This window comes from Acutalibacter sp. 1XD8-33, assembly GCF_003612555.1.
Classification (GTDB): Bacteria; Bacillota; Clostridia; order Oscillospirales; family Acutalibacteraceae; genus Acutalibacter.
The window spans coordinates 22,331-47,048 of record NZ_RAZF01000021.1 but is presented as its reverse complement, the minus strand read 5'-3'; the positions used below and the strand labels follow the sequence as shown (position 1 = coordinate 47,048).

Here is a 24,718-nt window from a genome sequence, read left to right as displayed (position 1 = left end):
TCTCAAGCTCTCACTCTCAAAGAATTCACGGGTCTTCCTGTCATCGTTGTTTAATTTTCAAGGTCCTTCAAAATTAAATTTGCGCGTTCCACGTAAATTTAATCTTGCCGAGTTTCAATCTCTTCAAGATTGAAACTCTTGGGCTCACTCCCCTCAGAGAACTCGCCCTGCCTCCTTCCGGTCCGCCCGTAGCTTTAAGTTTCCTTAAAAGCTCCTGGCATTCCGTCTCTTGGCTGCGCTCTCTAGTCTCTCAAGCGCTCAACTATCTTACCATATCTCGGTCCCTTTGTCAAGCCCTTTTTTCAACTTTTTTCGTCGCCTTCCGTTTCCTTCCGGCCCCTCTCTCGAGCGCTTGACTATCTTATCATATCTCCTCCCGTTTGTCAAGCGCTTTTTCTGACTTTTTTGGAAATTTTTTCAGATTTCTTAACAAATCTATATTTAGTAGGTAATCCTTTATCCTCGCCTACATGTATCACTTTTCCTGCCATTCCCAGGCATAGTTCCTCAAGACTCACATAAAATGATGATAAGGAGGGGGCTTGTACATGCGAATTCAGAAAAAGAAAGCATTTCTATTTGCCTGGAGGATTATGGTTATCACACTGGTGAATATCATGATTCTTGTCATGCTTCTAGATTCCGGTGGGGCTCAAGCGCTTTCCAAATATGGTTCTACCGGCAGCGAAGTCACCCAAATCCAGCAGCGCCTCACGGAGCTGGGCTACAATCCCGGCACAGTGGATGGCATATACGGGACCCGTACGAAGAACGCGGTCATTTCCTTTCAACGGGACTATGGCCTTTCCGATGACGGCATTGTGGGCCCCCTCACTCTGGAAGCTCTCGGTCTGAGTGGCGGAGGCGGCTCCGGGGGCGGCAGTTATGGAGGTTTCTCCGAAAGCGACGTGCAACTTTTGGCAACCATTATCTCCGCCGAGGCCCGGGGCGAACCATATCAGGGCCAGGTGGCGGTGGGAGCGGTAATCATGAACCGCATCGCCCACCCCTCCTTCCCTAACACTCTTTCCGGAGTCATTTACCAGCAGGGGGCATTTTCTTGTTTAACTGATGGAGGAGTGAACGCCCCCGTAGCCGACTCCGCCTACACCGCCGCCCGAGAATCCATCAACGGCTCGGATCCTACCGGAGGCGCTATTTACTATTACAATCCGGCAAAGACCACCAACAAATGGATTTGGTCCCGGCAGGTGGTGGCCGTCATTGGTGCCCACCGCTTCGCAATCTGAATGGAACAGCCTCCCCGCTGAAAAAGTGGAGAGGCTTTACATATTTATCTTCCAGGATGATACAGAGTAGCCGCCGCAAAGGACATGGCTACGGCAACTCGCCAGCGGCTACGCACGCCATCTCTCAAAAAGTATAGTTTTCAACAGGGAAAAGCTGGTAGCTCTTCCCTGTCCGGGGATCCGTGAAATCCTGCACTGCGCCCGCCAGGGCAATGCCCTCCCTTTCCATATAAGAGAGCGTTTCGGAAAAAGCACCCGGTCCCGCCTCCGCTTTCAGATACACGAAGCCGGGCACCGTCCACTTGGTCCAGCCCTTGGGCGCTTCCACCTCATCCCGGCACTCCACCCCAGCCAGGTACAGCCCTCGGGTGAAGTTTTCCTCCCAGGGTGCGAAGCTCCGGGAGGCGTCGGTCATGACCCCCCAGACACCGGCCAACCCGCCGCTTTGGGTTTTCTTCGCCAGGGGCTCTACCTCCTGAAAATGGGAGTTGGCCTCTTGCCAGAGCTTCTGGATAAAGCCCTCCCCGTCCTCCGTGCCCCCTTCCTTTCCGATGACAGAAAAGGAGGGCTTGCTCCATTTCTCAATTTTCATGGGATTTCTCCTTCACCGGCAGCCAGATGGCGCTTTCATAGTCCGCGCCGGACTCTCCCGGCGTATAGAATTCAATATTGATGGGAAAGGCCAAATCGTACTCCTCATTTCCTGGCAGCCATTCTTGGAAGATCTGGCTGTTCAGACTTTGCAGGGCCACCGGCAAGGGGCCTACCGCCCGGAACTTGGCCCAGCTTGCCGCCGGGATCCGCGCCACCTCCAGGCCCTCCGGTACAGGACGGCCGTCGTAGCGGCCTGCGGCCAGATAGGTGAAGGCGCCAGGATTCCCGCCGTCCTCGATGCACACCCCATACATACCGATATTGCATTCCACAATGGCCCGCTCCAGGCTGGTTTCCGCAGGCTTCCCATTCCAGAGAGGCAAGAAATGCTCCTCCTTCACTCTATCCCAGAATTTCGGGCACAACTCATAGCCCCGCTCCATAGGGATCTCTTCCGCGAATCCGATCACCTGGAAGCTGTCCATCTTTTCCACGATGTAGTCCATATTGTTTCCTCCTTGTATGGAAATTTTCACTTTTAGAGGCAGGAAGGGCTTCAGCCTCACTCTCTCCCGCCTTATCTGGGAGGGCGGGAAACCATGAAACCGTGCGAAGGCCTTGGCAAAGCTCTCTGGAGTCTGATAGCAGTACTTATAGGCGATGTCGATCACCTTTTCTTCCCCTGCCAAAAGGTCCAAAGCGGCCAGATAAAGCCGCCGGTTCCGCAAGTACTCCCCCAAACCATATCCGGTGACGATCTGAAAGCCCTTTTGCAGGTAGAAAGGAGACATGCTCACCGCCCGGGCGGTTTCCTCCGGCCCAATGGGCTCCAGGATGTGCTCCTCCATATATTCAATGGCTCCCCGCAGGGATTTCACCCAGTCCAACGCCGTCGCCTCCCTGCCTGATATTCTATCACGGAACGGTGGGTTCCGTCCTGTCTTTCCCTGCTCCGTTTTGTCCGGCGGATTTTCTCCGAAAAGAAACCAGAAAGACCCCCGCGCTGAGCAGGTAGATTCCGCCCACCAGCAGGTAAAAGGGCTTCGCCCCAATGGCGTCGTACACAACGCCGCCCAGCAGATTGCCCAGAATCCCCGCCACGGAGGCCACAGAGGTAAAGAAGGCCTGGGCGCTGGCTTTCAGATGACTGGGGGCCAGCTCATAGATATAGTTTGCGGACGAGCCAAGAAACAGTCCGTTTCCCAGGCCGAAAAAGGTACAGAACAGCAGCATGGTGGACAGAGAATTGGCAAAAAATCCGAATCCCAAGGATTCTAGGGACATAAGCACCGCCGCGCCCAAAACCATCACCCGCAGGGAAAATTTTCTTCGCAGGCGGAGCATCAGCACCAAAAAGGGGATCTCCAGGATAGCCCGATAGGCCAGTATCACTCCGTACTGCTGGGAGTCCACGCCGATGCTCTCCATAAAAAAGGGAATGTAATTGCCCCCGCAGGCCGCCGCAATGTAGAAGAGGAAGCCGAAAATCAGAAAAGCCATATAGGCCTTGTTCTGAAAGAGCTCTCCCAGATTCAACTTGTTTTTCTCCTTCTTCCCGCCGCTTTTCTTTTCCACAGCCCTTGCCGCCGGCTCCCGGGAAAACGCGGTAAAGAGAATAGGTACAATCATGAGCACTCCGGTAAGCCAGAAAGTGTTCCGTACGCCCAGGGTAGGCAGCCAGGCAGCCGCCATCAGGCTGGAAACTGTGAAGAGCAGAGAACCAACGCTTCTGAGCACCCCAAAGTTCAGCCCCAACTCATTGCAGTTGCGCACCAGCAGATTATCCGCGTAAGTTGTCATAGACGCCCGAAAGAAATTCACCACAGGCACATAGCAGAAAAGGAGGAGCTGAGAGACCGCAAGGCCGGTGGGGATCTGGGGAATCAGCGCGTATAGAATCGAGTTCCCCGCCAACACAATAATCAGAACCCGACGCAGAGAGCCGGTTTTGTCGCTTACCATGCCCCAGAACGCCACCGAGGCAATGCCTACCGCTGAACAGATGGCGTTTACCACGCCAAGGGATGAGGCTGAAAACCCAACGTTTTGCAGGTAGACCGTTTGATAGCAGGCAAAAGCCCAGGCAAAATAGAAGATCCCGTTTCCCCCCGCCAGGATCAGTGCCTGCCGGCCCACCGGACCCATCCGGTGGAAAAGCTGTTTTATCATGTCCTTATTCTCCCCTGTTTGTGGTCTTTGAATTTTTTAAAAGTAATACGGAGTGGCCTCCGGCGGCTTAGGGGCGTTGCCCCTAAGAACCCCACCACCTTTGAAAAGGTGGACGAAACTTTTACCCTGGTTAGCTGAGAGAGCCCGCACTCAGCTTGGCAGAGTTTTCGCCGCACTTTTGCGTAGCAAAAGACAGCCGTCTCACGGCTGGGGCGGAAACTCATGACACACCGCGAAAACCAGCCTGCGTATTGCACTTACTTGGCGAGGTGTGCCGGAGGACATCAACACTCCCCCTCGTATCACTCCCCTAAAGTATATTCCATTGAAACCGCTTGTCAAGGGATAGAAGAAATTATTTCTGGAAATATTTTCCGGTTTAGAATTTTCCTCTCTCTATTGCTGGCGAATTCGCCAATCTGTGAAAGGATTTTCTGGCAGTTCTTCTACTTGAAAAAGCGCCCCTCTTGTGCTATAATTTTCGATTAAATACATAACCCCGCAGCCCGGAAAAGAGGTACAAATTATAGGAAAGAGAGATGTGAATATGCTGAAAATGGATTATCAACACAAGTTCGCGAAAGAAGGACTCACCTTTGACGATGTCCTCCTTATCCCCGCCGAATCCCATGTGCTGCCCAGCGAGGCCGATTTCTCCACCTATCTCACCAAAACCATTCGGCTGAACGCCCCCATTCTCACTGCGGCTATGGACACTGTCACCGAGTCCGACATGGCTATCGCTATTGCCCGAGAGGGCGGCATTGGCATCATCCACAAGAACATGCCCATCGAAAAGCAAGCCGACCAGGTAGACCGGGTAAAGCGCTCGGAAAACGGCGTTATCGTCAATCCCTTCTTCCTCTCCCCGGACAGTCTGGTCCGGGAGGCGGACGAGCTCATGGGACGCTTCAAAATCTCCGGCGTGCCTATCTGTGAGGATGGCGTGCTGGTGGGCATCATCACCAACCGAGACCTACGCTTTATGGAGGGAGAGGACTTCGACCAGCCGGTGAAAAACGTGATGACCAAGGACCATCTGGTTACCGCGCCTGTGGGCACTACCCTGAAAGAGGCCCAGGAAATTCTCCGCCAGCATCGCATCGAGAAGCTGCCCTTAGTAGACGGCAATATGCGCCTGAAAGGCCTGATCACCATTAAGGACATTGAAAAGGCCGTACGCTATCCTAATTCCGCCAGGGACCAGGGCGGCCGGCTGCTGTGCGGCGCGGCCATCGGAGCCACCGCCGACGTGCTGGACCGGGTCGCCGCTTTGGTAGAAACCCAGGTGGACCTGGTGGCTCTGGATTCTGCCCACGGTCACAACGACGGTGTGGTCAAGGCTGTGGCCAAGGTCAAGGCCGCTTATCCGGACCTTCCCGTCATCGCGGGCAACGTGGCCACGGCGGAAGGGGCCAAGGCCCTCATCGACGCGGGGGCCGACTGCATCAAGGTGGGAATCGGTCCTGGCTCCATCTGCACCACACGGGTAGTGGCGGGCATTGGCGTGCCCCAGATCACCGCCGTGTTCGACGCGGCCAGCGAGGCCAGCAAGCATGGAATTCCTGTGATCGCGGACGGCGGCATCAAGTATAGCGGCGACATTGTAAAGGCGCTGGCAGCTGGAGCCAACGCGGTAATGCTGGGCTCTATGGTGGCGGGCTGCAAAGAGGCTCCCGGCGATTACGAGCTGTACCAGGGCAGGCAGTTTAAAGTGTATCGGGGCATGGGCAGCTTGGGCGCCATGGGCAAGGGCAGCAGCGACCGCTATTTCCAGGGCGAGCAGAAGAAATTTGTTCCAGAAGGCGTGGAAGGCCGGGTTCCTTATAAGGGGCCTCTGGCGGATACTATTTTTCAGCTGTTAGGTGGACTGCGTTCCGGTATGGGTTATACGGGTTGCGCCACGATCCAGGAGCTTCACGATAAAGCCCAGTTCGTCCGGATTACCGGCGCGGGGTTAAAGGAAAGTCATCCCCATGACATCCAGATCACAAAGGAAGCCCCCAATTACTCAGTGAACATGTAATTTTCCGCAAATTTCCTGAAAAACCTATTGACAATCTCTTTTCTATCCTCTATAATAATTAGCGTCCCGTTCTTTGGGGCGCATATGTGGCGGTATAGCTCAGCTGGCTAGAGCATTCGGTTCATACCCGAAGTGTCGATGGTTCAAGTCCATTTACCGCTACCAAATGGCCCGGTGGTCAAGCGGCTAAGACACCGCCCTTTCACGGCGGTAACACGAGTTCGATTCTCGTCCGGGTCACCACAAAAGTCTCCTTGGACGGGTTGTGCCGTAGGATTTTTCCGGAGACTAAGGGGATCTATAGTAGGAAGGGCGCTGGGCGGGAGCTACGGCGTTTTTCTTTTTTTATGAGGTGTTAAATTATGAAAAAACCAATTGTCATGCTGCTGGCTGCCGCCGGATTGGGTCTTGCCCTGTCAGGCTGCGCTGGACCGGTAGAGTCTCTGGAAACCTTAGAAACTGCCTCCTCAGGAATTGTTCAGGCTGCGGTGAATCCTGGAGACTTTGACAGTAATTTGGAAGGCTTGTGCCGCTATATGGAGGCCAGCGATTCTGTTATTGGGGAAAAGACGGAGATGTCTTATAAAGAAATCGGGGCAATTGGTGGATACCGCTACCGCTTCCGCTTCGACGGCAGCACGGTTCAAGCGGAGTTCTACGAATTCGACCTGGACAACCTAGACCAGAAGGGTCAGGAATGCCTGGACAGCGTGGGAGCGAAGGGCTTTTTCTCCCTACTGGGCAACGACGTGCCCGCCGTGCTCAACGGAAAATTCCTGATGGTCTATACCGATGCGGACACGGACGAGGTCAACGCCGCCCAGAAGGAAAAGGCGGAAAAGCTGTTCCGGGATTTTGGGAAACAGGCTTCATAAGTGGGGAGTAAATCTCAAAACTTTTTACCCACTCCTTGCTTTGCTCATCGTAAACGTTTTTATAGTTATTGCTCAGCTAACCAGGGTAAAAGTTTCGTCAACCTTTTCAAAGGTTGCGAGGTGTGGAGCAGCGCTCCACGACCTTGCTCTTGACCTTACAATCGTGAGAAAACAACGCAGGAGGGTAGCATAAACGTCCCAGTGGGACGTTTTGCGTAGGGGACCCTCGTCGGGGGTCCCCTATCCTGTCTGCATTGCAGACAGGAAACTCCCTTGGGTGCGGAAAAAGCCATCGGCGTGCAACGGGCGGCAAAGCCAAAACGCCCGCCAATGCCCGCTGAAATCTTGCCGCGACATTGGGCCCAAAAAGGCCCTCATATCACTCTCTAAAGGCAGCCATTGAGCAGCATTAAAGAGGAGCGTTATCTATGGTTTTCGGGATCGGCCTCAACGTAAAAAGCAGCAAAGAGGCGGTAGACCTCTACTGCCGGGCCTTCAAGCTCCAGCTGGGCTATCATGTGCTGAACGAGGATGGGAGCTATTTCCATTCGGAGCTCTCCTCTCAGGAGGGCGAGCCCGCCCTCTCGGTGGTGGAGGCCTCCAGGGAGACTCCCGCCCCTGTGGGCAATCCTGTGGAGCTGGGCCATTTCTTTGAAAGCCGGGAGGATCTGGAACAGGCCCTCTCCCTGCTCCGGGAAGGGGGGCGCGTGACCATGGAGCCCCGGGAGCTGCCCTGGAGCCCCTGGGCCGCCTGCGTCACCGACCGGTTTGGGGTCAACTGGTTCCTCTCCCTGCCCAACCACCGCCCGCCGGAGGATTTCCAGCCTGGAGACGAAATATAGCGGCAGAAAAGCCATCCAGAATGAGATGTTCTGGATGGCTTTTTTCTATCTCTTCGCGTATTTCCGCCGGGCCATGGCGGTGATCCATGTGCTCAGCAGGCCAATGGCCAGATAGACCAGGGTAAAATAGAGGAAATCCAGCTGTCCCATTTCCAGGAAAATCCAGCTGCTCAGGAGGAACAGGAGGGAATTCGCCGCAGCCAGCCACCAGCGGAGCCTTCCGTCCCAGCCAGCGAAAATTCCCGTGGCCAGGGACCACAGCGGGCATACCACGAAAAATTCCAGCAGGACCGCCACCATAAAGCCGTCCACAGAGGTGATTCTGGCGGTTCCCAGCATTCCCAGCCTGAGCGCCGCCGTACACAGCAGCCAGATCAAGGTTTTTCGCTCCATGGCCCCCTCCTTTTATCCGATGAGCTCTTTTCCGCCCATATACATCCGCAGTGCCTCCGGAATCTTCACCGTGCCGTCCGCCTGGAGGTTGTTCTCCAGGAAGGCGATGAGCATCCGGGGCGGGGCCACCACGGTATTGTTCAGGGTGTGGGGGAAGTAGTTTCCCTCGCTGTTCTTCACCCGGATGCCCAGCCGCCGGGCCTGGGCGTCTCCCATATTGGTGCAGCTGCACACCTCGAAGTATTTCTTCTGCCGGGGGGACCAGGCCTCCACGTCGCAGCTCTTCACCTTCAGATCGGCCAGATCACCGGAGCAGCATTCCAGAGTGCGCACGGGAATATCCAGCGCCCGGAAGAACTCCACGGAATACTGCCACATCTTGTGATACCAGTCCATGCTGTCCTCGGGCTTGCAGACCACGATCATCTCCTGCTTCTCGAACTGGTGGATTCGGTACACGCCCCGCTCCTCAATGCCGTGAGCGCCCACCTCCTTGCGGAAGCAGGGGGAATAGCTGGTGAGGGTCTGGGGCAGCTGGTCCTCGGTGAGGAGGTTCCCGGCGAACTTGCCGATCATGGAGTGTTCGCTGGTTCCGATGAGGTACAGGTCCTCCCCCTCGATCTTGTACATCATATTCTCCATCTCCGCGAAGCTCATGACGCCGGTGACCACGTCGCTGCGGATCATAAAGGGCGGGATGCAGTAGGTGAAGCCTTTATCAATCATGAAATCCCGGGCAAAGGCCAAGATAGCTTCGTGAAGCCGGGCAATGTCGCCCATCAGATAGTAAAAGCCGTTGCCACTGGTGCGCCGGGCGCTGTCCAGGTCGATGCCCTGAAGGCGCTCCATGATATCCGTGTGGTAGGGGACCTCAAAGTCCGGCACGACGGGCTCGCCGAAGCGCTCCAGCTCCACGTTCTCGCTGTCGTCCCGGCCGATGGGCACGGAATCGTCGATGATATTGGGGATCACCATCATCCGTTTTTTGATCTCCTCGGTCATCTCCCCCTCTTTGCGCTCCATCTCCTCCAGTTCCCCGGCAATCTCGGCCACCCGCTTTTTGGTCTCCTGAGCCTCCTCTTTTTTGCCCTCCTTCATCAGCCTGCCGATCTCCTTGCTGATGGTATTTCTCTGCTGGCGCAGCTCGTCCCCCCTGGCCTTGCTGGCCCGGAACTCGCCGTCCAGCCGGAGGACCTCGTCCACCAGGGGCAGCTTTTCCTCCTGAAACTTCTTTCTGATGTTTTCCTTCACCAATTCCGGATTGCTCCGGACCAATTTGATATCCAGCATGTTTGATTCCTCGCTTTATCTTTATTCTATATTTTTGGAAATTGATATTTTTATATGGGCGCGTAGGTGCGCGCGCCGGCTGATTGCGGAGCACAGGGCTGGGCACACCGCGCCAAGCAAGGGCGAAAGGATATAACGGAGTTTCGCCGTGGTGTCAAAAAGATAAACTCTCGCACGGCTCGGTTTATCTTTCCATTTTCCTGCGGAAAACTCGCCGGGCTGGGTGCGAACGTTCGCCGCTGGCTGGTTCCGGTTTCCAGGGGTGCTTTTTATTCAGTTGCAAAAGAGTTTCGTCTCGTTATACGGGATGAACTCTCCGCACCCCTCTTGTATAGTTAACCGAGCGCAGCGAGCGTTAACCTATTATTCACCACCCGCAAAAATTGCGCTTCTCAGGTGTTAAGGTCAGGACCTTGAGGACGTTGAGTCTCAGCTGCCGCTTCGGTCGGTTCGCAGCATGGTCTGCAATACTTGGCTTTGCCAAGTATCCGGCAGAACGCTCACCCCCAAGCCCCTGCAACCTTTGAAAAGGGCGCTGGTCTCCGGTGGAGACCGACCCGACCGAACCGACAGGTGAGACGACGAAACTTTTACGGTGATTGGCTTAGCCCCAAAACGTAAAATGTTTGCGACGAACGAAGTGAGGAAGCAGGGTAAAAGTTTTTGAGACTTACCGAAGGTAACGTCTTAAACTTCTTTTCAAAAAGTTTATGGGGTGTGGGGGCGACAATCGCCTGCGGCGATTTCCCGTCGCCGACCGAAGCGGCAACTGAGACAACCCCACGGCCTTACGTCTCCCCCTGGCCGTCCTGGAGTTTCAGATCTACCAGCAGGTTTTGCAGGTCCTCTTGGCCGTAGAATTCGATTTGCAAAATTCCCTTCTTTTTTGTGCCCGCCACCTTTACCTTTCGGCCCAGGCAATCACTGACTGCCAGTTGAGCTTCCGCGTAATAGCGCTCATAAAGCTGGCCGGGCTTTGTAGATCGCGGAGGCGAAATAACTTTTTCTTCCGCGGTCTTTTTTGCCAGCCCCTCCAGCTCTCTGACAGAGGCCCCCGCCTTTGCTTTTTGCGCCGCTTCCCGCATAGTATCTTCATTTTTGAAGCTCAACAGGGTCCTGGCATGACCAGCGGAAAGCTCTCCCCGCTCTACCATTTCCTGGATGTCTTCCGGCAGGTTCAGCAGTCGCAGGGCGTTTGCCACTGCCGGACGGGACTTTCCCACCGCAGACGCCGCTTCTTCCTGGGTCAGGCCTTGGGTTTCAATCAGCTGCTGATAGCCCCTGGCCTCTTCTAAGGGGCTCAAATCCTCCCGCTGGAGGTTTTCGATCAGAGCGAAGAGCATTTCTTCGCTGTCGGACATTTCCCGGACCACAGCAGGCACCTCTGTTAGGCCCGCCATTCGGGAAGCCCTCCAGCGTCGTTCTCCAGCTACAATCCGGTACCCGCCACTGACCATGGGCCGAAGCAGCAGCGGCTGCAGCACTCCATGCTGAGCAATGGACTCTGCCAGTTCTGATAGCGCCCTGCTGTCAAATTCCTTTCTGGGCTGGTCCCGGTTTGGTTCGATATCATCAATCCGCACCGTAACGGCGCCTTCGCCGCCCTCAGCGGCGTTTTCTGCGAAAATGGCATCCAGCCCCTTACCAAGGCCTCCTTTTTTCATGCTCACATATTATCCTTTCTTATTCTTTTCCTTAAGAATTTCTTCAGCCAGTTCCCGATAGGCCTGCGCTCCCTTGGAGGATTTATCATAATATTGTACCGGCTGACCAAATCCCGGCGCCTCGGACAATCTCACTGCTCGGGGGATCACCGTTTTGAACACCTTTCGCGGGAAGTACTTTTTCACTTCCTCCACTACCTGCTGGGTCAAGTTCAGTCTGCCGTCGTACATGGTGAGCAAAACCCCCTCCAGGTCCAGTAAATTGTTATACTGTCTTTTTACCCGGCGTATTGTATTCATCAGCTGAGACAGACCTTCCAGAGCGTAAAACTCGCATTGGATGGGGATCAGAATAGTATCCGCTGCGTTCAGTGAGTTGGTGGTAATCAGTCCCAGGGAGGGCGGGCAATCAATCAAGATATAATCGTAATTGCCACGAATGGCGGACAAGGGCTCTTTCAGCCGCTCCTCTCGCTTTTCCACAGTTACCAGCTCGATCTCCGCCGCTGCCATATCAATGCTGGCAGGCAGAATATCCAGGTTCTGGAATTCTGTTTTATAGATGGCGTCCTCTACCTTGGATTGTTCGATTACCACATTGTATATGGTCTGCTGGCAGTTTCGCTTGTTGATTCCTACGCCGCTAGTGGAGTTTCCCTGAGGGTCCGCGTCCACCAGAAGGATCTTCTGCCCCAAATTTCCCAAGGCGGCTCCCAAATTCACCGCAGTGGTGGTTTTTCCCACTCCGCCCTTCTGATTTGCTATTGCGATTATCTTACCCATTCGCTTCTCTCCGATCCTTTCTTTTGCTTCGAATATTATAGCATATTTTTCTCCGCAATGCTAGCCCAAAATAAAATGTTTCACATGAAACACAAGCGGGCGGCCGGAGCTTTTCCGCTCCGGCCGCCTTCTGTGGGAAATGAATAAGGGAATGGGTTAAACTTGTACTCTGGATAATTTAGGGATGCGTACGACGCACTCGATATACTCTTCTGTCTCTTTTCTCTCCGTCTGGGCTTGTATTCCAGCTGTTTTCATGGCGTCTACCGCATGGTCAATGGTGTTGATAAACAAGCGGATGTCTTTGGCTACAAAGGTACGCTTTGCCTTTCGCACAGGCTCTTTTGGGCTTAAAGCACCGGCAATCAATTCTTCTGTCTGAGCTACATTCAATCCTCGTGCAATCACCGCGCGCAGGATTTTCTGCCGCAATTCAATATCATCCACCCGTAAAAGGGCTCTCGCATGTCGTTCTGTCAGCTTATTGCGAATGATCTCATTCTGTTCCTCGGGGCTGAGCTTCAATAATCGCACCTTATTCGCCAAGTAGGATTGGCTCATACCCAGCCGCCGGGCAGCTTCTTCCTGTGTGATCTGCCACTCTCGCAACAGACTGAGAATGGCATTTGCCTGTTCGAACATTTGCAGGTCCCGCCGCTGGACATTTTCCAGCAAAGCAAGTACCGCACTGTCCTCCGGCTCACAGTCAGAAAGAATCGCGGGAATTTCTTTCAACCCAGCCAGCTTACAGGCCCGAAGCCGTCGTTCTCCAGCGATCAGATAATAGATGCTTCCTTCTCGCCTAACGGTTACCGGCTGTAAAAGCCCGTTTTCTATGATGCTTTGGGCCAGGCTGCGAAGCTCGTCCTCCTGAAAAATCTTCCGCGGCTGAGAGGGATTGGGCAAGATCTTATTCAGGGGCAGTTTCACCAGCTTCAGCTTGTCCTTTGTAAACATCCGCCACACCTCCCTTGCAAGACTTATTTTACTACACCGGATATGCGGGCTTTGTTGGAATCTGTCGGCAAAAAAAATTTTTTATAAATACTTTTTAAAGCCCTTTACCTCCTGAAAATCAAGGGCTTGATAGAACTTATGGGCCCCGGTTCTATTCAAACCTGAAACAAGCATTTCATAGTGACAGTGCCGCTCTCTGCCCCAACGCTCGATCTCCTGAAACATCTGTCTACCGATTCCCAGTCCCTGGCAGCTTTCCAGAACAGCCACATTTTCCACCAGCAGAATGGGGCGGCAATCTCCACAGATATCCTCAAAAACAACACCCAGAAGGCTCCCTACAATTTCCCCGCTCTCGGAATTTTCCGCTACCAATAGGTATTTTTGGTCCTCACTGAGCATTTTTTCAATTTGCTCCGCCATTTTCTTCTGGTCACCCGGACCGTCGCTGATTACCCGCATCACCCGGTCCAGTCCTTCTACATCAGTGGGAGTCGCTTCTCGCAAAATGCAGTTCATCAAATTCTCCTTTCTCCTACCGCTTCGCTTCATCAATCCGGAAATTCTATTTTTCATGGGCTGTAACTGCTATAGCCGACATGATTCAAAAGAGGTAAAAATTTCTTTTGAACCAGGCATTGATTTGTCCAACTAAAAGTAGGCAAATACTGATTTACAAATGCTTTGCGATATTATCCTATAAGGGATGCTTTATAATAGTTCCCCCATGTCTAGGATAGGCCTTTGGGGTAAAGCTCAGTTTTCTCACCACAATCAGATTTCTCTCCCCCGCTGTAGGCAAAGAGAACGTTTTAACCTCCACCTGATTGCCACCCAGCAGCAGCAGAGCCTTCTGAGACTCCCCCAACTCCTCTTTTGCTCCAGGACCTTTCATTGCCACAAAGAAACCCTTCATTTTTACCAGGGGCAGACAGTACTCGCAGAGAATTCGCAAGGGCGCTACCGCCCTAGCAGTTACCAAGTCAAAGCTCTCACGCATAGCCTTATCCAGACCCGCTTCTTCCGCCCGTTTGTGAACTCGTTCACAGGATAAATGCAATCTTTCACACAGATCCTCTAAAAATCGCAAGCGCTTCTGAGAACCATCCAGCAGCGTCACCTGCAAATCAGGACGCAAAATTTTTATGGGCATTCCAGGAAAGCCCGCCCCGGTTCCCACATCAAGCAGCTTCCCATTCTCCTTTATCTTACAGCTGGAAAGCACGGTTGCACTGTCCAAAAAATGTTTCTCAATAATTTCCTCCGGCTGCGTAATTGCCGTCAGATTTAACTTTTCATTCCATTCCAGCAGAGCTTCCATATAGATCTGAAATTGTCCTGCCTGCTCTTGAGAGATTTTCACCCCCAGACTCTTTCCCATCTGGACTAAATGATCCTGTATATCTACCATACTCTCCCCCTTTTCGCTATCACTCAACTTCAGCATTTCTTCCGCTGTCTTTATAGACCGCCAGCCAAATCATTAAGACAGAGATGTCCGCCGGACTTACCCCAGAAATTCGTCTGGCTTGGCCAATATTTTGCGGCCGGACTTTTGACAGCTTTTCAGCCGCTTCCAGCCGCAGGCCTTTGATTTCCTGATAATTTATATTGTTTGGAAGAATCTTGCTCTCTACCCGGCGCATTTCTTCAATACCAGCTTTTTGCCGGCGGATATATCCCTCATACTTCAGCTCAATTTCCACGCTTTCCAGTATTTCCAAAGGCAGTTCCGGCCGATCGCAATCCACTCCATCCAAGTCCTGATATGAAATCTGAGGGCGCTTCAACAGCTCGCCCAGTTTTACTCCCGTGCTTACCGGGCTTGTTCCACGTGAAACAAGAATCTGATTCAGCGCCTCACTGGGCGGCAAATGCGTGTTCTTCACCCGATAAAGTTCCCGCTGCTTCGCCGCTTGCTTTTGCGTAAATTTTTTCCAGCGCCGGTCAGAAATTAAGCCCAAACGCCTGCCAACGGGAGTCAACCGCTCATCGGCATTATCCTGCCTTAGCACCAGCCGGTATTCCGAGCGGGAAGTCATCATCCGATAAGGGTCCGACACTCCCTTTGTAATTAAATCATCAATTAAAGTGCCGATATACGAACCCGCCCGATCCAAAATCAAAGGATCCTTACACTGCAATTTCAACGCGGCATTGATTCCAGCCACCAATCCCTGCGCCGCCGCCTCTTCATAGCCAGAACTGCCATTGAACTGCCCGGCGCCATAAAGACCAGGCAAGTCTTGAAATTCCAAAGTCGCCGCTAGCTCCAAAGGATCGCAGCAGTCATATTCAATGGCATAGGCGCTTCTCATCATCTCCACATGCTCCAAGCCTGGAATCGTCCGATAAAAATCCCGCTGCACCTCCTCAGGCAGAGAAGAGCTCATTCCCTGCAAGTACATCTCCTCTGTATCTACGCCGCATGGCTCAATAAAAAGCTGATGTCGGGATTTATCTGGAAAACGTACCACTTTGTCCTCGATACTGGGACAATACCTGGGCCCGATTCCCTCTATTGAACCACCATAAAGGGGAGAGCGATGAATGTTCTCCCGAATGACCTGGTGGGTTCTCTCATTCGTCCAGCTGATATAACAGACTTCTCTGTTCACCAGCTGATCCTCTGTGTCAAAGGAAAAGGGAATCACAGGTTGATCTCCCACCTGAACTTCTAACCCGCTGGTATCAATGGAGGATTTTAACACCCTGGCGGGAGTTCCTGTTTTAAAACGCCGCAGAGATATTCCCAACCTTCTCAAAGAATCCGGCAAAAAAGCGGAAGAAAACATTCCATCCGGGCCGCTTTCATAGGAAACATCCCCTACAAAGACCTTTCCACCCAAAAAAGTGCCGGTACAAAGAATAACCGCGCCACACGAATAGACCGCACCCAGCCGGGTTACCACCCGCCATCTGGAACCATCCGGAATCAAATCCACCACTTCAGCCTGGCGAAGCAACAAATTGGGGCATTGCTCCAATTTGTGCTTCATGATTCGGGCATAATGATTTCTATCAATTTGGGCCCGCAAAGAGTGGACGGCCGCGCCCTTACCCAAGTTCAACATCCTGCTTTGCAAGGTGCAAGCATCTGCGGTTCTTCCCATCTCCCCTCCCAAAGCGTCAATCTCCCGTACCAAATGACCTTTTGCCGTGCCGCCGATACTTGGATTACAAGGACAGTTTCCCACCGCATCCAAATTAATGGTAAACACTGCTGTCTTACATCCCAGCCTTGCCGCAGCCAATCCAGCTTCTATGCCCGCATGTCCCGCGCCGACTACCGCCACATCCAGCATTCCCGCGTCATACCGATTGTCCATCGCCACTCCTCATTTTCCCACACAAAATTGGTCAAAAACTTTGTCTACAATTTCATCGGAAACTCTTTGTCCGGTAAGTTCATAAAGCGCACCAAGAGCATCCTCCACACAGACAGTCACCGCGTCCAAAGGCATCTCCAAAGAGAGCGCTTCCAACCCTTCCCGCAAGGCCTTTTCCGCAGCCAATGCCGCGGAATGCTGCCGGTCTGTAAACAGCTCCCCTCCCACTAAATCTAACTCCGCTGTACCAAGAAGATCTGAGAGAGCCTCTTCCAATTTTTCCAGGCCTTCCCCTCCTTTAGCAGAAATCAACACCAAAGAAGGAAAACGCCTCTTGAGAAACTTCAGATCAATCCTCTGGTCTAAATCGGACTTGTTTACCACAGCGATCACCGGCACGGAAGGAAGAGAATCCATCAATTCTTCATCTTCGCGCATCAACTCCTGAGAGCCATCAAAAATTACCAAGACCAGCTGAGCCATTTCTAAACGCCTTCTGCTGGCCGCAATCCCGATTTCTTCAATTGGATCGGATGAATCCCGGATTCCCGCCGTATCCGCCAAAAGCAGCGGAACTCCCGCCAGAGAAACCTTTTCCTCCACCACATCCCGCGTTGTACCAGCATAGGGAGTTACAATGGATCTTTCCCCACCCACCAATAAGTTCATCAGGGTAGATTTTCCCACGTTCGGTCGCCCGGCAATCACCGTACGAATTCCCTCCCGCACCAACTTTCCCTTTTCAAAACCCGCTAACAGCCGGGTTATGGCAGAATCACAGTTTTTCAAGATCTCTTCCACCTTATCGGAAGCTACCTCTTCTACATCTTCCTCCGGAAAGTCAGCCCAGGCGGCCAAATGCGCCAACAGATCCTCCAAGCGGTGAGCAAGGGATTCAATCTTGCTGGTTAAAGCTCCACCTTCTGCCGCACAGGCCAGAGAAGCCGCACGGCTTCCCTCCGCGCCAATTAAAGCCATCACAGCTTCAGATTGAGTAAGATCCATCTTTCCATTCAGAAATGCACGACGGGTAAACTCCCCTGGGCCAGCCAATTTAGCGCCGGCATCTAAAACGGCATGAAGCACCTGCCGGGTCAAATACAGCCCGCCATGGCAGGAAAACTCCACCACATCCTCTCCAGTATAACTTTTCGGACCGCGAAAAACCAAAGCTACGCAGTCGTCCACCTTTTTCCCATTCCGCTGGATTTTTCCAAAAGCCGCCGTATATCCCGGCAAATCACGCAGATGTCTGCCATATGCCGGACAAAAAACCTTTTCTCCTATCTCAAAGGCATGAGGTCCGGAAATCCGCACCACCCCAATGCCTCCGGGAGCTTGGCCGGTAGAGATTGCGGCAATCGTACCGCCCATATTGTTTGTTCCAATCATCATACTTTCTTCTATCTCCCTAACAAGCTATAAAAAAGCGAGACAGCCAAAGCCGCCCCGCAATTTTCAGTGCTATAGTAAACACGCTTAAAAACCGGTACTCATCGATTTTCAAGTAAACGGCTCCCCGCCAGTTCAAAAAGAGTGAACTATCTCTTCCAAACCGCGTTAACTATATCTCACTTCTTCGCCTCTATTTTACCATAAATAGGTGCGCCCGGATCATCAGACTTTGGCCCTTCGGCTCTGGGAGCTCCTCCGGAACGGGAATTTCTCTGAGATTTGCCGCCATTTCTGCGGTCCCTGTCATATCCCCGGCCACCGCCATTATAGTTACCGCGGCCATTCCGGCGGTTGTCTCTGCGATCGTCCCTGCGGGACGGGAACCGTTCGCCGCCCTCTGGTCCAATTACAACATGCCTGGCCTGATCCTCCCCCTCGCTCCAAGATCTTGCACCATCCACTGCCTGTACCGCCGTATGGATAATTCTGCGTTCATAGGGATTCATCGGCTCCAAAGACGAGTTTCTTCCGGTTTTTACCGCACGATAAGCCATTTTTCTTCCCAGGGTTTCCAAAGTCTCTTTGCGCTTTTCCCGGTAGTTTCCCACATCCAGCGTCAGCCGATAATAAGATCCATCCGTATGGTTGGCAACCAAAGAGGCCAGATACTGCAAAGCATCCAGCGTTTCTCCCCGGTGCCCGATCACAAAGCCGACATCCTCGCCACTCAGAGTCAGCTCTGCACCAGACTCTCCCTTCTCGACTGTCACTGTAGCATCCCCCAGACCCATGCAGGTTAAAACAGTTTTTAGGTAATCTGCCGCATCTTGTGCCGGGTCCACGCTGCCGGAAGATCTAGGCTTCTTGGCTTTCTCTGGCACGGAAGCAGAAGCCTCTACTGGCCGGCGACTCTGCTGCGCCGGCTTCATCTCGGGAACAACCGGCTTTACAACCGGATCTGGTACCTCAATATATGCACGAACTCTGGCCGGCCTACCGCCAAAAATTCCCAATGTTTTCTTCTGAGGCATTTCCAAAACTTCACAGCCGGCATCCGTAGTATCCACGCCCAATTCCCGGCAGGCATTGGCAAAGGCAACTTCCACGTTGTCGCCTGTTGCGATTGCTTCTCTAATCATGACTTTTCCTCCAATCGTTTCATTTTACTTTTTACTTCCCATATAGCTGGCGCTATCCCCTGACCCAGATTTCTTCTTCTTTTGAGAGGCTTTCTGCTTTCCTTGCTCCTTTGCCTGTTTCTGCTGTGGAACCGCGGTCAACTTATCCGCAATGAGCTTCTGTTGAGCCGCAGGCAAAGGGCGCACATTTCCCTCAGCCAATTCCAAAGCGACAGCCCTGCGAGCCTCCGCCGTAGCGGTAAGCTGATCGTTGCTGAAATACCGGTTCATCACCATCGTCTGCAAAAAGCTGGTAACAATAGAAATAATATTATACATACCAACTGCCGCCGGCATAATGAAAGCCCAGTAAACACTGATCAAGGGGAATACATACATCATGGCCTTTGTACAGCCTGTTTGAGAGGCCTGACCCATCACCTTATTACTATAAAATTGAGTACCAAAGCTAAGTACTAAGGACAGAACCGGGATAATCCACAAAAAGGTCAGAAAACTGGACCCCTGAGGGGAAGCAAGCAAATCCAACCCCAAAAACTTGAATCCATGAGAAAAAAACTCGATTCTTTCCAAATCATTCTGGGAAAACATCGTCAGGTTAGGCTTCAGAACCTCAAAATGCCGGATAATCTGCAATTCCGAATACATGCCCAACCCTGTTGCCGAAGCCACGCCGGGTATTCTGGAAATATAATCCGTAGCCTGTTGAACAGTTTCAGCGGCAATATGCAGCGTATTGGAAAGAGGCATAATAACGCTATAGAAAATACCCAACATAATTGGAAATGGAATCAGCGTAGTCAGACAGCCACTGCCCGGATTTACGCCTTCCTTTTCATAGAGCTTCATCAGCTCATCATTATACTTCTGTTGATTGTTGGCATACCGCTTCTGCAGTTCCTTTTGTTTTTCCGCCAGCTTGGATTGAGAAGCCATGCTCCTCTGCTGCTTAACAGACATTGGGAACATCAATACCTTCAAAATAACAGTAAAGAGTATGATAGCCACACCGTAATTTTTAAAAATAGAATACAAAAACCATAGCAGATAACCTAGAATACTGCCAAAAAAATTAAAAATAGCCATAATAGAGTAGTATCTCCTCTTTCCTCGGACCGTGTGGCCAGACTTATTTTTTCCAAACCAATCTTAAAATTTACTTCACAACCAATACCTGATTTTCCCAGCTGTTTTTCAAGTTTTCTTTCTTTTTTCAGGTACCGGGTCAAATCCACCCCGGCTCCAAGGATTGCATCGAAGAATCCGCCACAAGGTGAGCGCACCGCCCTTCAGTGCCCCAAACCGTTCAATAGCCTCCAACCCATATTGGGAGCAGGTGGGGATATATTTACAAGAAGGAAGCGTCCTAGGAGAAATATACTTCCGATAAAACTGAATCAAATAAATGAAAATAAATTTCATAGTACTTCTGCCGCCAGACCATTATTGAGATCCGTCCAAAAGCAACCCGGCAGCCTTCAGCTGCTTCTCCATATGGCGCTGAACCTCTGTGCTTTTCACAAAAGGCGTACGCCCTCGGGCCACAAAAACCAAGTCAAAACCAGACTTCACCCCCGGCATAATCTGCCGGAAAGCCTCCCGAATCACCCGGCGAGAGCGATTGCGCTGTACAGCGTTTCCAATCTTTTTACTGGTGGTAATTCCTACACGCAGTATCTTGCGTCGGTTTTTCAATACATACACAACTACCACAGGAGAAACATAGCTTTTTCCTTTCGCGTAAACCCGGCGGAAATCGTTATTTTTACAAAGAGACACCAAGTTATTCAAAAGCAAAGCCCCCAAAACATCAAAACCGCCATAACAAATAAAGGCCACGCGAGGTGACCTTTAAGCGCCGGAAAGATAAGAAAACGCCCTTTTGCCATTTGCCCGGCGACATGCAAAGTACCTTACGACAAACCTTGCAAACCTGCAAAACAGAGAGCTACAATCAATAAGAAAGACGCGCTCTGCCCTTCGCACGGCGGCGTGCAAGTACCTTACGTCCGTTCCGATCGGACATTCTCTTCCGGAAACCATGCTCCTTTTTTCTATGGAGCTTCTTCGGCTGATAGGTTCTCAGCATAAAAAGTCCCTCCTTTCGGGCTTATCCCTTGCAATTTCAGATTATACCCTAAATGCCCCCCTTATGTCAACATAAAATTTAAAGGAAATCCCTTTGAATTGACTTTCCCGGGATAAATTTTTGTTTTCGCCCTTGAAATACCGGGATTCCTTCCCAAAATTACCGATTCTCTCTTGCTTATCGTGATAAAAATATAGTATAATGAAACAGTAGAAATTTTACGAAATGAAGGGGAGAAGATGCGGGAAGAAATTGATTTCGTGGTCACATGGGTAAACGGGCAGGACGAAGCCTGGCAAAAACGCAGAGCGCAGTATACCCCCGGCACAGATACAGACAACAGCGAATGCCGCTACCAGGACTACGGGCTGTTGCTATATTGGTTCAGAGGCGTGGAAAAATTTGCCCCCTGGGTACGAAAAGTCCACTTTGTCACAGAGGGGCATCTTCCACATTGGCTAAACACGGAAAATCCAAAGCTCCATATTGTAAAGCACGCCGACTATATCCCTGAGGAGTTCCTCCCCACTTTTAACAGCAATGTCATCGAACTGTGGATGCACCAGATAGAAAGCCTCTCAGAACAATTTGTCTATTTTAATGATGACTTCTACTTAACACAGCCTGTTCATCCAAAAAACTACTTTAAAAATGGAAAGCCCTGCGACATGCTGGCCTTTCAGCCCGTTGTAGCCAATCCCGAGAATCCCGTTATGTCATATCTATACTTAAACGATATCCTGGTGCTCTGCAAATATTTCAAGAAAAGGAAAAAGGCCGCCGAGCATCCTAGGCAGTATTTTCATATCGGCTATCCACCGCTCTACTTTTTTTATAATATTTTAGAGATGGCTTTTCCCTCTTATACCGGTATGTACACAGTACATGGTCCGTATCCCCTCTTAAAATCCACATACCAGAAACTTTGGGAATTAGAAAAAGAGAATTTCATAAGGATTTCCGCCAACCGTTTCCGCAGCAATACGGATATCTCTATCCGCCTTTTCCGAGAATGGCAAAAAATATCTGGTAATTTCCATCCCAGAAATGTAAAGCGAGATTTAGGATATTATGAGATACCAGAAAGCGGCTCGAAGCTAATTTATGCCATTAAAATTCAAAAAAAGAAGGTTCTATGTATTAATGACATCCATCTTGACAGAGAAAATATAGATAATATCATTTTAGAAATCCGCAGAGCTTTTCAGGAAATACTGCCGGAAAAATGTTCTTTTGAGAAGTAGTTTTCAGCTCGGCTTGTTTAAATACAATTTTTATCCAAAGTAAAAATCCCCCTCAATCCATTCAGAGAGGGGGATTTCTTCACTCCACTCCCAGTTCATCCAAAGCTTCTTTCAAAGCCCGCCATTGGGAAAGCAGCTGATGATAAATGCCTGCTCCACTGGAGGTAATCCGGTAATATTTCCGTGCCGGCCCGCCAGATACCTCTCCATAATAGCTTTCTGTATGCGTCTCCCGGCACAGTTCCCGCAGTAAAGCATAAATAGCGCTTTCCTGAGTATCTGGAAAAACATCATGGAGAAGAGTGAGCATCTCATAGCCGTACCGGTCCTGCAAGGTGAGTAGGTGGAGCATACACAGGCGCATCAAGTCCTTTTTCAACATAGTCCCGCTCCCGCCCCGAAAAGGCCCAGCACAATCACGGCCAGAAGGCTGCCAGACTCCTCCCGGACTCCAGCCGCCGGATCCATGTTTCCCACCACCGAGATAATGATAAGACATTCCGTAATCAAAGTCAGGCCCAGAATGGCCGGAGCCCTCCACCGGCGGCTGGCAATCCTGGCCAGGACGATGGATCCAACGCTGAATATAGCGGAGAAGATGGGCACATACCTGGGGATCTCAAAGAGATGAAAGCCACGCCTAGCGAAAAAGAGCAGAGTCCCGCTCATGGCTTTCCAGTTCAGCCCGCCGAACAGCAGGGGAATTCCCAGGATGAGTGCCAGGAGGACCGCCACCGACGCCAAGAGAGGCTTGGACTGTTTCAGCTGGGAAAAGGGATTCTTCCACGGCCCCCAGGGAAGGGAAAAGAACAAGATCCCCCCTGTCATGACATTGAAGGCCAGGGAAACCATGGGATAATATTCATGGCAGGCCACATGATGGGCCTGAAACAAGGTCAGCACCGCCATGGCCGCGAAAGCCAGATGCCACGCCGCCACAGACCGCTTGTCCGCGATTTTCAGGACGGCCTTCACCGGCGGGCCGAATTTTTTCTCCCCCTCCTCTTCCCCCATTTCCGCCAGAATTTCCCGGTAATCCTCGATCACGGCCCCGGCCTCCGTCTCGGGCAGAAACCACCGGGCCGCCAGGGACAGCTTTGTGAAATAACCGATTTTTTTCATGTTATATTTCCTCCTATCACTGAGAGTGTCCAGATCACATTTTTTTGAGTAATATGAGGCCTCCGGGCGCACAGTTCGCGCCCTACGGCAAGACCATGGATCTCCGCTCCACACCTCGCAAACTTTTTGAAAAAAGTTTGATCAAAAACTTTTACCCTGGTCAGCTCAGCCAAAACAACTAAATTGTTCGCGACGAGCAAAGCGAGGAGTGGGTAAAATGTTTCGTAGACTTCGTTTTACGAAGTCTTACCTTTCTCAAAGGTTGCGGAGGTTTGGAGGGCAATAATCGCCAATGGCGAAGAGCAATGCTTTGCTCTCCCCATCGCCGACCGATCCGGGGAAGCTCCCCAGTGGGGAGCGTTCTGACCCGACCGAGTCGGCAGACGAGACCAGGCGAGACTCAGAGCCTCCAAGGTCTTATTCTTTTAGACCAGCCCCGCAAGGGCCATGAGAAATCCCGGCACCGAAAACGCCCTAAAAAGGTTCAGCAGCGGCAAAACCTGAGGGACCTGCCCTTCATCCACCCAGTATGCCGTTCGCGACAGGCTGAAGCAGAGGAGCACCCCCAGCAGCGTCATCAGGAATACGCCCCGCCACCGGCGCTCCCGCATCCTGGCAAGGAAGAGAGATACCAGCGCCGCCAGCGTCAAAAGAACCAGAAGGGCATAGAAAATGTAGTACATCTCCGCAGTGTGGGCCACAAGAAGCTCCAGCTTGGTAAAGCAGAGATAGCAGAAAAAGCTATAGATTCCCCCGGTAACCAGGAAAGCTCCCACAAAAGCGGCGATCAGGGAATTTGGCATAGCCCCCAGCTTGGAAAACCCGAAATATCCCAGGGAGAGGACTCCGGCGATCAAGAGGTAGAGCTCCACATCATAGATCCACCATCCCCCCTCTGCGGGGCGCAGAAACAGAACCAGCAGCGCCAGAAGCCACGGCACGGCCTCCAGCAGAAGGGAAACCGGCTTGGGCGGAAAAATATTTCTGGAGCTCCAGGAATTCCGCCGCTCCCACAGGATCTCCAGACTTGCCCACAGGACAAATCCCGCCGCGAGAATGTCCATGGCGAAATGGCTGTCGAACACCGCGTAGAAATGGATAAGGCTATAGAGGATCGGAATGAGAGAGCAGAACAAAAGCAACCCCAAGACAATATGCCATCGCCGCCGCTGGAATGGCTGAGAGAATTCCCGCACCAATTTTTTTGGCGATCCGAACCGTTTCCTCACCTCCTCCTCTCCCAGCTCCTTCAAAAGCTCTTGATAATCCTCAATCAAATCCACGGCTTTTTGATGTGGCAGAAACCACCTTGCCTCCAGCGATAGCTCCTTTAGATATGGAAAACCCTTCATCTTGTATTCCTCCTTTATCTGCTGATATTTCACATCTACTGTCAAAAATATTACTGTTAATAATATAGTAGTCTGGTTTCCCGGAAAAGTCAAGAGGAATGTTGAAAAATATTTGAAAAACAGCCGCAAGTGTGCTATACTAGTTCACATAATAAAATTGCGGGAAGTTTGAAGCGCCGCAAAAAATGGGGAAAAAATGAAAATT

Annotated in this window: 25 protein-coding genes and 2 tRNA genes; 7 read left to right on the top strand and 20 right to left on the bottom strand. The window is 51.7% G+C overall.

What is annotated here, in order from left to right; genetic code table 11:
* The first annotated feature begins 548 nt into the window (after positions 1–548).
* Positions 549–1,250, top strand: coding sequence for a spore cortex-lytic enzyme (gene sleB / locus D7X94_RS12720; protein ID WP_120428059.1), 702 nt, complete (start codon positions 549–551; stop codon positions 1,248–1,250).
* A 124-nt stretch (positions 1,251–1,374) separates the two neighbouring features.
* On the opposite strand, the gene D7X94_RS12715 is transcribed toward sleB, so the two are convergent.
* From D7X94_RS12715 to D7X94_RS12705, 3 genes are read right to left on the bottom strand one after another with little or no spacing between them, the layout of a single operon-like run.
* Entirely contained in the window at positions 1,375–1,842 is a 468-nt protein-coding gene (locus D7X94_RS12715; protein ID WP_120428058.1) for a GyrI-like domain-containing protein, read from the bottom strand.
* Positions 1,832–2,722, bottom strand: coding sequence for an AraC family transcriptional regulator (locus D7X94_RS12710; RefSeq protein ID WP_243111311.1), 891 nt, complete (start codon positions 2,720–2,722; stop codon positions 1,832–1,834). The genes D7X94_RS12715 and D7X94_RS12710 overlap by 11 nt, the downstream gene beginning before the upstream one ends.
* A 37-nt stretch (positions 2,723–2,759) precedes the next feature.
* Entirely contained in the window at positions 2,760–4,013 is a 1,254-nt protein-coding gene (locus D7X94_RS12705; protein ID WP_120428056.1) for an MFS transporter, read from the bottom strand.
* 547 nt (positions 4,014–4,560) lie between these two features.
* On the opposite strand from D7X94_RS12705, the gene guaB reads away from it, so the two are divergent.
* From guaB to D7X94_RS12680, 5 genes are all read left to right on the top strand, one after another.
* Positions 4,561–6,039 (top strand): IMP dehydrogenase, encoded by a 1,479-nt coding sequence (gene guaB, locus D7X94_RS12700; RefSeq protein ID WP_120428055.1) that lies wholly within the window; start codon positions 4,561–4,563, stop codon positions 6,037–6,039.
* 88 nt (positions 6,040–6,127) lie between these two features.
* Positions 6,128–6,204: transfer RNA gene (locus tag D7X94_RS12695), tRNA-Met, on the top strand.
* A 3-nt stretch (positions 6,205–6,207) separates the two neighbouring features.
* Positions 6,208–6,282: transfer RNA gene (locus tag D7X94_RS12690), tRNA-Glu, on the top strand.
* Positions 6,283–6,401: 119 nt separating this feature from the next.
* Positions 6,402–6,914 carry a hypothetical protein gene (locus D7X94_RS12685; protein WP_120428054.1) on the top strand — a complete coding sequence of 171 codons (513 nt, stop codon included), beginning with the start codon at positions 6,402–6,404 and terminating at the stop codon, positions 6,912–6,914.
* Positions 6,915–7,342: 428 nt separating this feature from the next.
* Positions 7,343–7,756, top strand: a complete 414-nt coding sequence (locus tag D7X94_RS12680; RefSeq protein ID WP_120428053.1) for a VOC family protein — start codon at positions 7,343–7,345, stop codon at positions 7,754–7,756.
* A 45-nt stretch (positions 7,757–7,801) separates the two neighbouring features.
* Here the strand turns inward: D7X94_RS12680 and D7X94_RS12675 are convergent, their stop codons facing one another.
* The 14 genes from D7X94_RS12675 to rpmH form a co-directional block, all read right to left on the bottom strand.
* Positions 7,802–8,149, bottom strand: coding sequence for a hypothetical protein (locus tag D7X94_RS12675; RefSeq protein ID WP_120428052.1), 348 nt, complete (start codon positions 8,147–8,149; stop codon positions 7,802–7,804).
* 12 nt (positions 8,150–8,161) lie between these two features.
* Positions 8,162–9,439 (bottom strand): serine--tRNA ligase, encoded by a 1,278-nt coding sequence (serS, locus tag D7X94_RS12670; protein ID WP_120428051.1) that lies wholly within the window; start codon positions 9,437–9,439, stop codon positions 8,162–8,164.
* A 788-nt stretch (positions 9,440–10,227) separates the two neighbouring features.
* Entirely contained in the window at positions 10,228–11,103 is an 876-nt protein-coding gene (locus D7X94_RS12665) for a ParB/RepB/Spo0J family partition protein (RefSeq protein WP_120428050.1), read from the bottom strand.
* A 9-nt stretch (positions 11,104–11,112) separates the two neighbouring features.
* Positions 11,113–11,886: a ParA family protein gene (locus D7X94_RS12660; protein WP_120428049.1), complete on the bottom strand. Its 774-nt coding sequence runs from the start codon at positions 11,884–11,886 to the stop codon at positions 11,113–11,115.
* A gap of 156 nt (positions 11,887–12,042) precedes the next feature.
* Positions 12,043–12,843: a ParB/RepB/Spo0J family partition protein gene (locus D7X94_RS12655; RefSeq protein WP_120428048.1), complete on the bottom strand. Its 801-nt coding sequence runs from the start codon at positions 12,841–12,843 to the stop codon at positions 12,043–12,045.
* A gap of 81 nt (positions 12,844–12,924) precedes the next feature.
* Positions 12,925–13,362 carry a GNAT family N-acetyltransferase gene (locus D7X94_RS12650; protein ID WP_158591017.1) on the bottom strand — a complete coding sequence of 146 codons (438 nt, stop codon included), beginning with the start codon at positions 13,360–13,362 and terminating at the stop codon, positions 12,925–12,927.
* A gap of 178 nt (positions 13,363–13,540) precedes the next feature.
* Positions 13,541–14,254, bottom strand: a complete 714-nt coding sequence (gene rsmG / locus D7X94_RS12645; RefSeq protein ID WP_120428046.1) for a 16S rRNA (guanine(527)-N(7))-methyltransferase RsmG — start codon at positions 14,252–14,254, stop codon at positions 13,541–13,543.
* 19 nt (positions 14,255–14,273) lie between these two features.
* Complete coding sequence (mnmG, locus tag D7X94_RS12640) at positions 14,274–16,172, bottom strand: tRNA uridine-5-carboxymethylaminomethyl(34) synthesis enzyme MnmG (RefSeq protein WP_120428045.1); 1,899 nt, start codon at positions 16,170–16,172, stop codon at positions 14,274–14,276.
* Positions 16,173–16,181: 9 nt separating this feature from the next.
* A complete protein-coding gene (mnmE, locus tag D7X94_RS12635) occupies positions 16,182–17,567 on the bottom strand; it encodes a tRNA uridine-5-carboxymethylaminomethyl(34) synthesis GTPase MnmE (RefSeq protein WP_243111310.1) in 1,386 nt (461 codons plus the stop codon).
* A 176-nt stretch (positions 17,568–17,743) separates the two neighbouring features.
* On the bottom strand, positions 17,744–18,706 hold the full coding sequence (gene jag, locus D7X94_RS12630; RefSeq protein ID WP_120428044.1) for an RNA-binding cell elongation regulator Jag/EloR: 963 nt from the start codon (positions 18,704–18,706) through the stop codon (positions 17,744–17,746).
* Between the two features lie 24 nt (positions 18,707–18,730).
* The gene (locus D7X94_RS12625; RefSeq protein WP_243111309.1) at positions 18,731–19,792 is read right to left on the bottom strand and encodes a YidC/Oxa1 family membrane protein insertase; all 1,062 of its coding nucleotides are present in this window, start codon (positions 19,790–19,792) and stop codon (positions 18,731–18,733) included.
* 108 nt (positions 19,793–19,900) lie between these two features.
* The gene (gene yidD / locus D7X94_RS12620; RefSeq protein ID WP_120428042.1) at positions 19,901–20,128 is read right to left on the bottom strand and encodes a membrane protein insertion efficiency factor YidD; all 228 of its coding nucleotides are present in this window, start codon (positions 20,126–20,128) and stop codon (positions 19,901–19,903) included.
* Positions 20,129–20,149: 21 nt separating this feature from the next.
* Entirely contained in the window at positions 20,150–20,497 is a 348-nt protein-coding gene (gene rnpA / locus D7X94_RS12615) for a ribonuclease P protein component (protein WP_120428062.1), read from the bottom strand.
* Between the two features lie 163 nt (positions 20,498–20,660).
* The gene (rpmH, locus tag D7X94_RS12610; protein ID WP_009064849.1) at positions 20,661–20,795 is read right to left on the bottom strand and encodes a 50S ribosomal protein L34; all 135 of its coding nucleotides are present in this window, start codon (positions 20,793–20,795) and stop codon (positions 20,661–20,663) included.
* 239 nt (positions 20,796–21,034) lie between these two features.
* Between rpmH and D7X94_RS12605 the strand changes: the two genes are divergently transcribed.
* A complete protein-coding gene (locus D7X94_RS12605; protein ID WP_120428041.1) occupies positions 21,035–22,039 on the top strand; it encodes a Stealth CR1 domain-containing protein in 1,005 nt (334 codons plus the stop codon).
* A gap of 79 nt (positions 22,040–22,118) precedes the next feature.
* Here D7X94_RS12605 and D7X94_RS12600 read toward each other — a convergent pair whose 3' ends face one another.
* The 3 genes from D7X94_RS12600 to D7X94_RS12590 form a co-directional block, all read right to left on the bottom strand.
* A complete protein-coding gene (locus tag D7X94_RS12600) occupies positions 22,119–22,421 on the bottom strand; it encodes a PadR family transcriptional regulator (protein ID WP_120428040.1) in 303 nt (100 codons plus the stop codon).
* Complete coding sequence (locus D7X94_RS12595; protein ID WP_120428039.1) at positions 22,415–23,161, bottom strand: hypothetical protein; 747 nt, start codon at positions 23,159–23,161, stop codon at positions 22,415–22,417. Before D7X94_RS12595 ends, D7X94_RS12600 begins: the two co-directional genes overlap by 7 nt.
* Before the next feature lie 425 nt (positions 23,162–23,586).
* Complete coding sequence (locus D7X94_RS12590; protein ID WP_120428038.1) at positions 23,587–24,513, bottom strand: HAAS signaling domain-containing protein; 927 nt, start codon at positions 24,511–24,513, stop codon at positions 23,587–23,589.
* Between the last annotated feature and the right edge of the window lie 205 nt (positions 24,514–24,718).

What these genes read in the sequence shown, in the direction of transcription:
- D7X94_RS12605 (WP_120428041.1), top strand. Translation starts at nt 21,035, where the DNA reads ATGCGGGAAGAAATTGATTTCGTGGTCACATGGGTAAACGGGCAGGAC.
- D7X94_RS12660 (WP_120428049.1), bottom strand. Translation starts at nt 11,886, where the DNA reads ATGGGTAAGATAATCGCAATAGCAAATCAGAAGGGCGGAGTGGGAAAA.
- D7X94_RS12650 (WP_158591017.1), bottom strand. Translation starts at nt 13,362, where the DNA reads ATGAACTGCATTTTGCGAGAAGCGACTCCCACTGATGTAGAAGGACTG.
- rpmH (WP_009064849.1), bottom strand. Translation starts at nt 20,795, where the DNA reads ATGCTGAGAACCTATCAGCCGAAGAAGCTCCATAGAAAAAAGGAGCAT.
- D7X94_RS12600 (WP_120428040.1), bottom strand. Translation starts at nt 22,421, where the DNA reads ATGTTGAAAAAGGACTTGATGCGCCTGTGTATGCTCCACCTACTCACC.
- D7X94_RS12705 (WP_120428056.1), bottom strand. Translation starts at nt 4,013, where the DNA reads ATGATAAAACAGCTTTTCCACCGGATGGGTCCGGTGGGCCGGCAGGCA.
- mnmG (WP_120428045.1), bottom strand. Translation starts at nt 16,172, where the DNA reads ATGGACAATCGGTATGACGCGGGAATGCTGGATGTGGCGGTAGTCGGC.
- D7X94_RS12665 (WP_120428050.1), bottom strand. Translation starts at nt 11,103, where the DNA reads ATGAAAAAAGGAGGCCTTGGTAAGGGGCTGGATGCCATTTTCGCAGAA.
- guaB (WP_120428055.1), top strand. Translation starts at nt 4,561, where the DNA reads ATGCTGAAAATGGATTATCAACACAAGTTCGCGAAAGAAGGACTCACC.
- serS (WP_120428051.1), bottom strand. Translation starts at nt 9,439, where the DNA reads ATGCTGGATATCAAATTGGTCCGGAGCAATCCGGAATTGGTGAAGGAA.
- D7X94_RS12675 (WP_120428052.1), bottom strand. Translation starts at nt 8,149, where the DNA reads ATGGAGCGAAAAACCTTGATCTGGCTGCTGTGTACGGCGGCGCTCAGG.
- D7X94_RS12685 (WP_120428054.1), top strand. Translation starts at nt 6,402, where the DNA reads ATGAAAAAACCAATTGTCATGCTGCTGGCTGCCGCCGGATTGGGTCTT.
- yidD (WP_120428042.1), bottom strand. Translation starts at nt 20,128, where the DNA reads ATGAAATTTATTTTCATTTATTTGATTCAGTTTTATCGGAAGTATATT.
- D7X94_RS12590 (WP_120428038.1), bottom strand. Translation starts at nt 24,513, where the DNA reads ATGAAGGGTTTTCCATATCTAAAGGAGCTATCGCTGGAGGCAAGGTGG.
- rsmG (WP_120428046.1), bottom strand. Translation starts at nt 14,254, where the DNA reads ATGGTAGATATACAGGATCATTTAGTCCAGATGGGAAAGAGTCTGGGG.
- sleB (WP_120428059.1), top strand. Translation starts at nt 549, where the DNA reads ATGCGAATTCAGAAAAAGAAAGCATTTCTATTTGCCTGGAGGATTATG.
- D7X94_RS12655 (WP_120428048.1), bottom strand. Translation starts at nt 12,843, where the DNA reads ATGTTTACAAAGGACAAGCTGAAGCTGGTGAAACTGCCCCTGAATAAG.
- mnmE (WP_243111310.1), bottom strand. Translation starts at nt 17,567, where the DNA reads ATGATGATTGGAACAAACAATATGGGCGGTACGATTGCCGCAATCTCT.
- D7X94_RS12595 (WP_120428039.1), bottom strand. Translation starts at nt 23,161, where the DNA reads ATGAAAAAAATCGGTTATTTCACAAAGCTGTCCCTGGCGGCCCGGTGG.
- D7X94_RS12715 (WP_120428058.1), bottom strand. Translation starts at nt 1,842, where the DNA reads ATGAAAATTGAGAAATGGAGCAAGCCCTCCTTTTCTGTCATCGGAAAG.
- D7X94_RS12625 (WP_243111309.1), bottom strand. Translation starts at nt 19,792, where the DNA reads ATGGCTATTTTTAATTTTTTTGGCAGTATTCTAGGTTATCTGCTATGG.
- D7X94_RS12680 (WP_120428053.1), top strand. Translation starts at nt 7,343, where the DNA reads ATGGTTTTCGGGATCGGCCTCAACGTAAAAAGCAGCAAAGAGGCGGTA.
- jag (WP_120428044.1), bottom strand. Translation starts at nt 18,706, where the DNA reads ATGATTAGAGAAGCAATCGCAACAGGCGACAACGTGGAAGTTGCCTTT.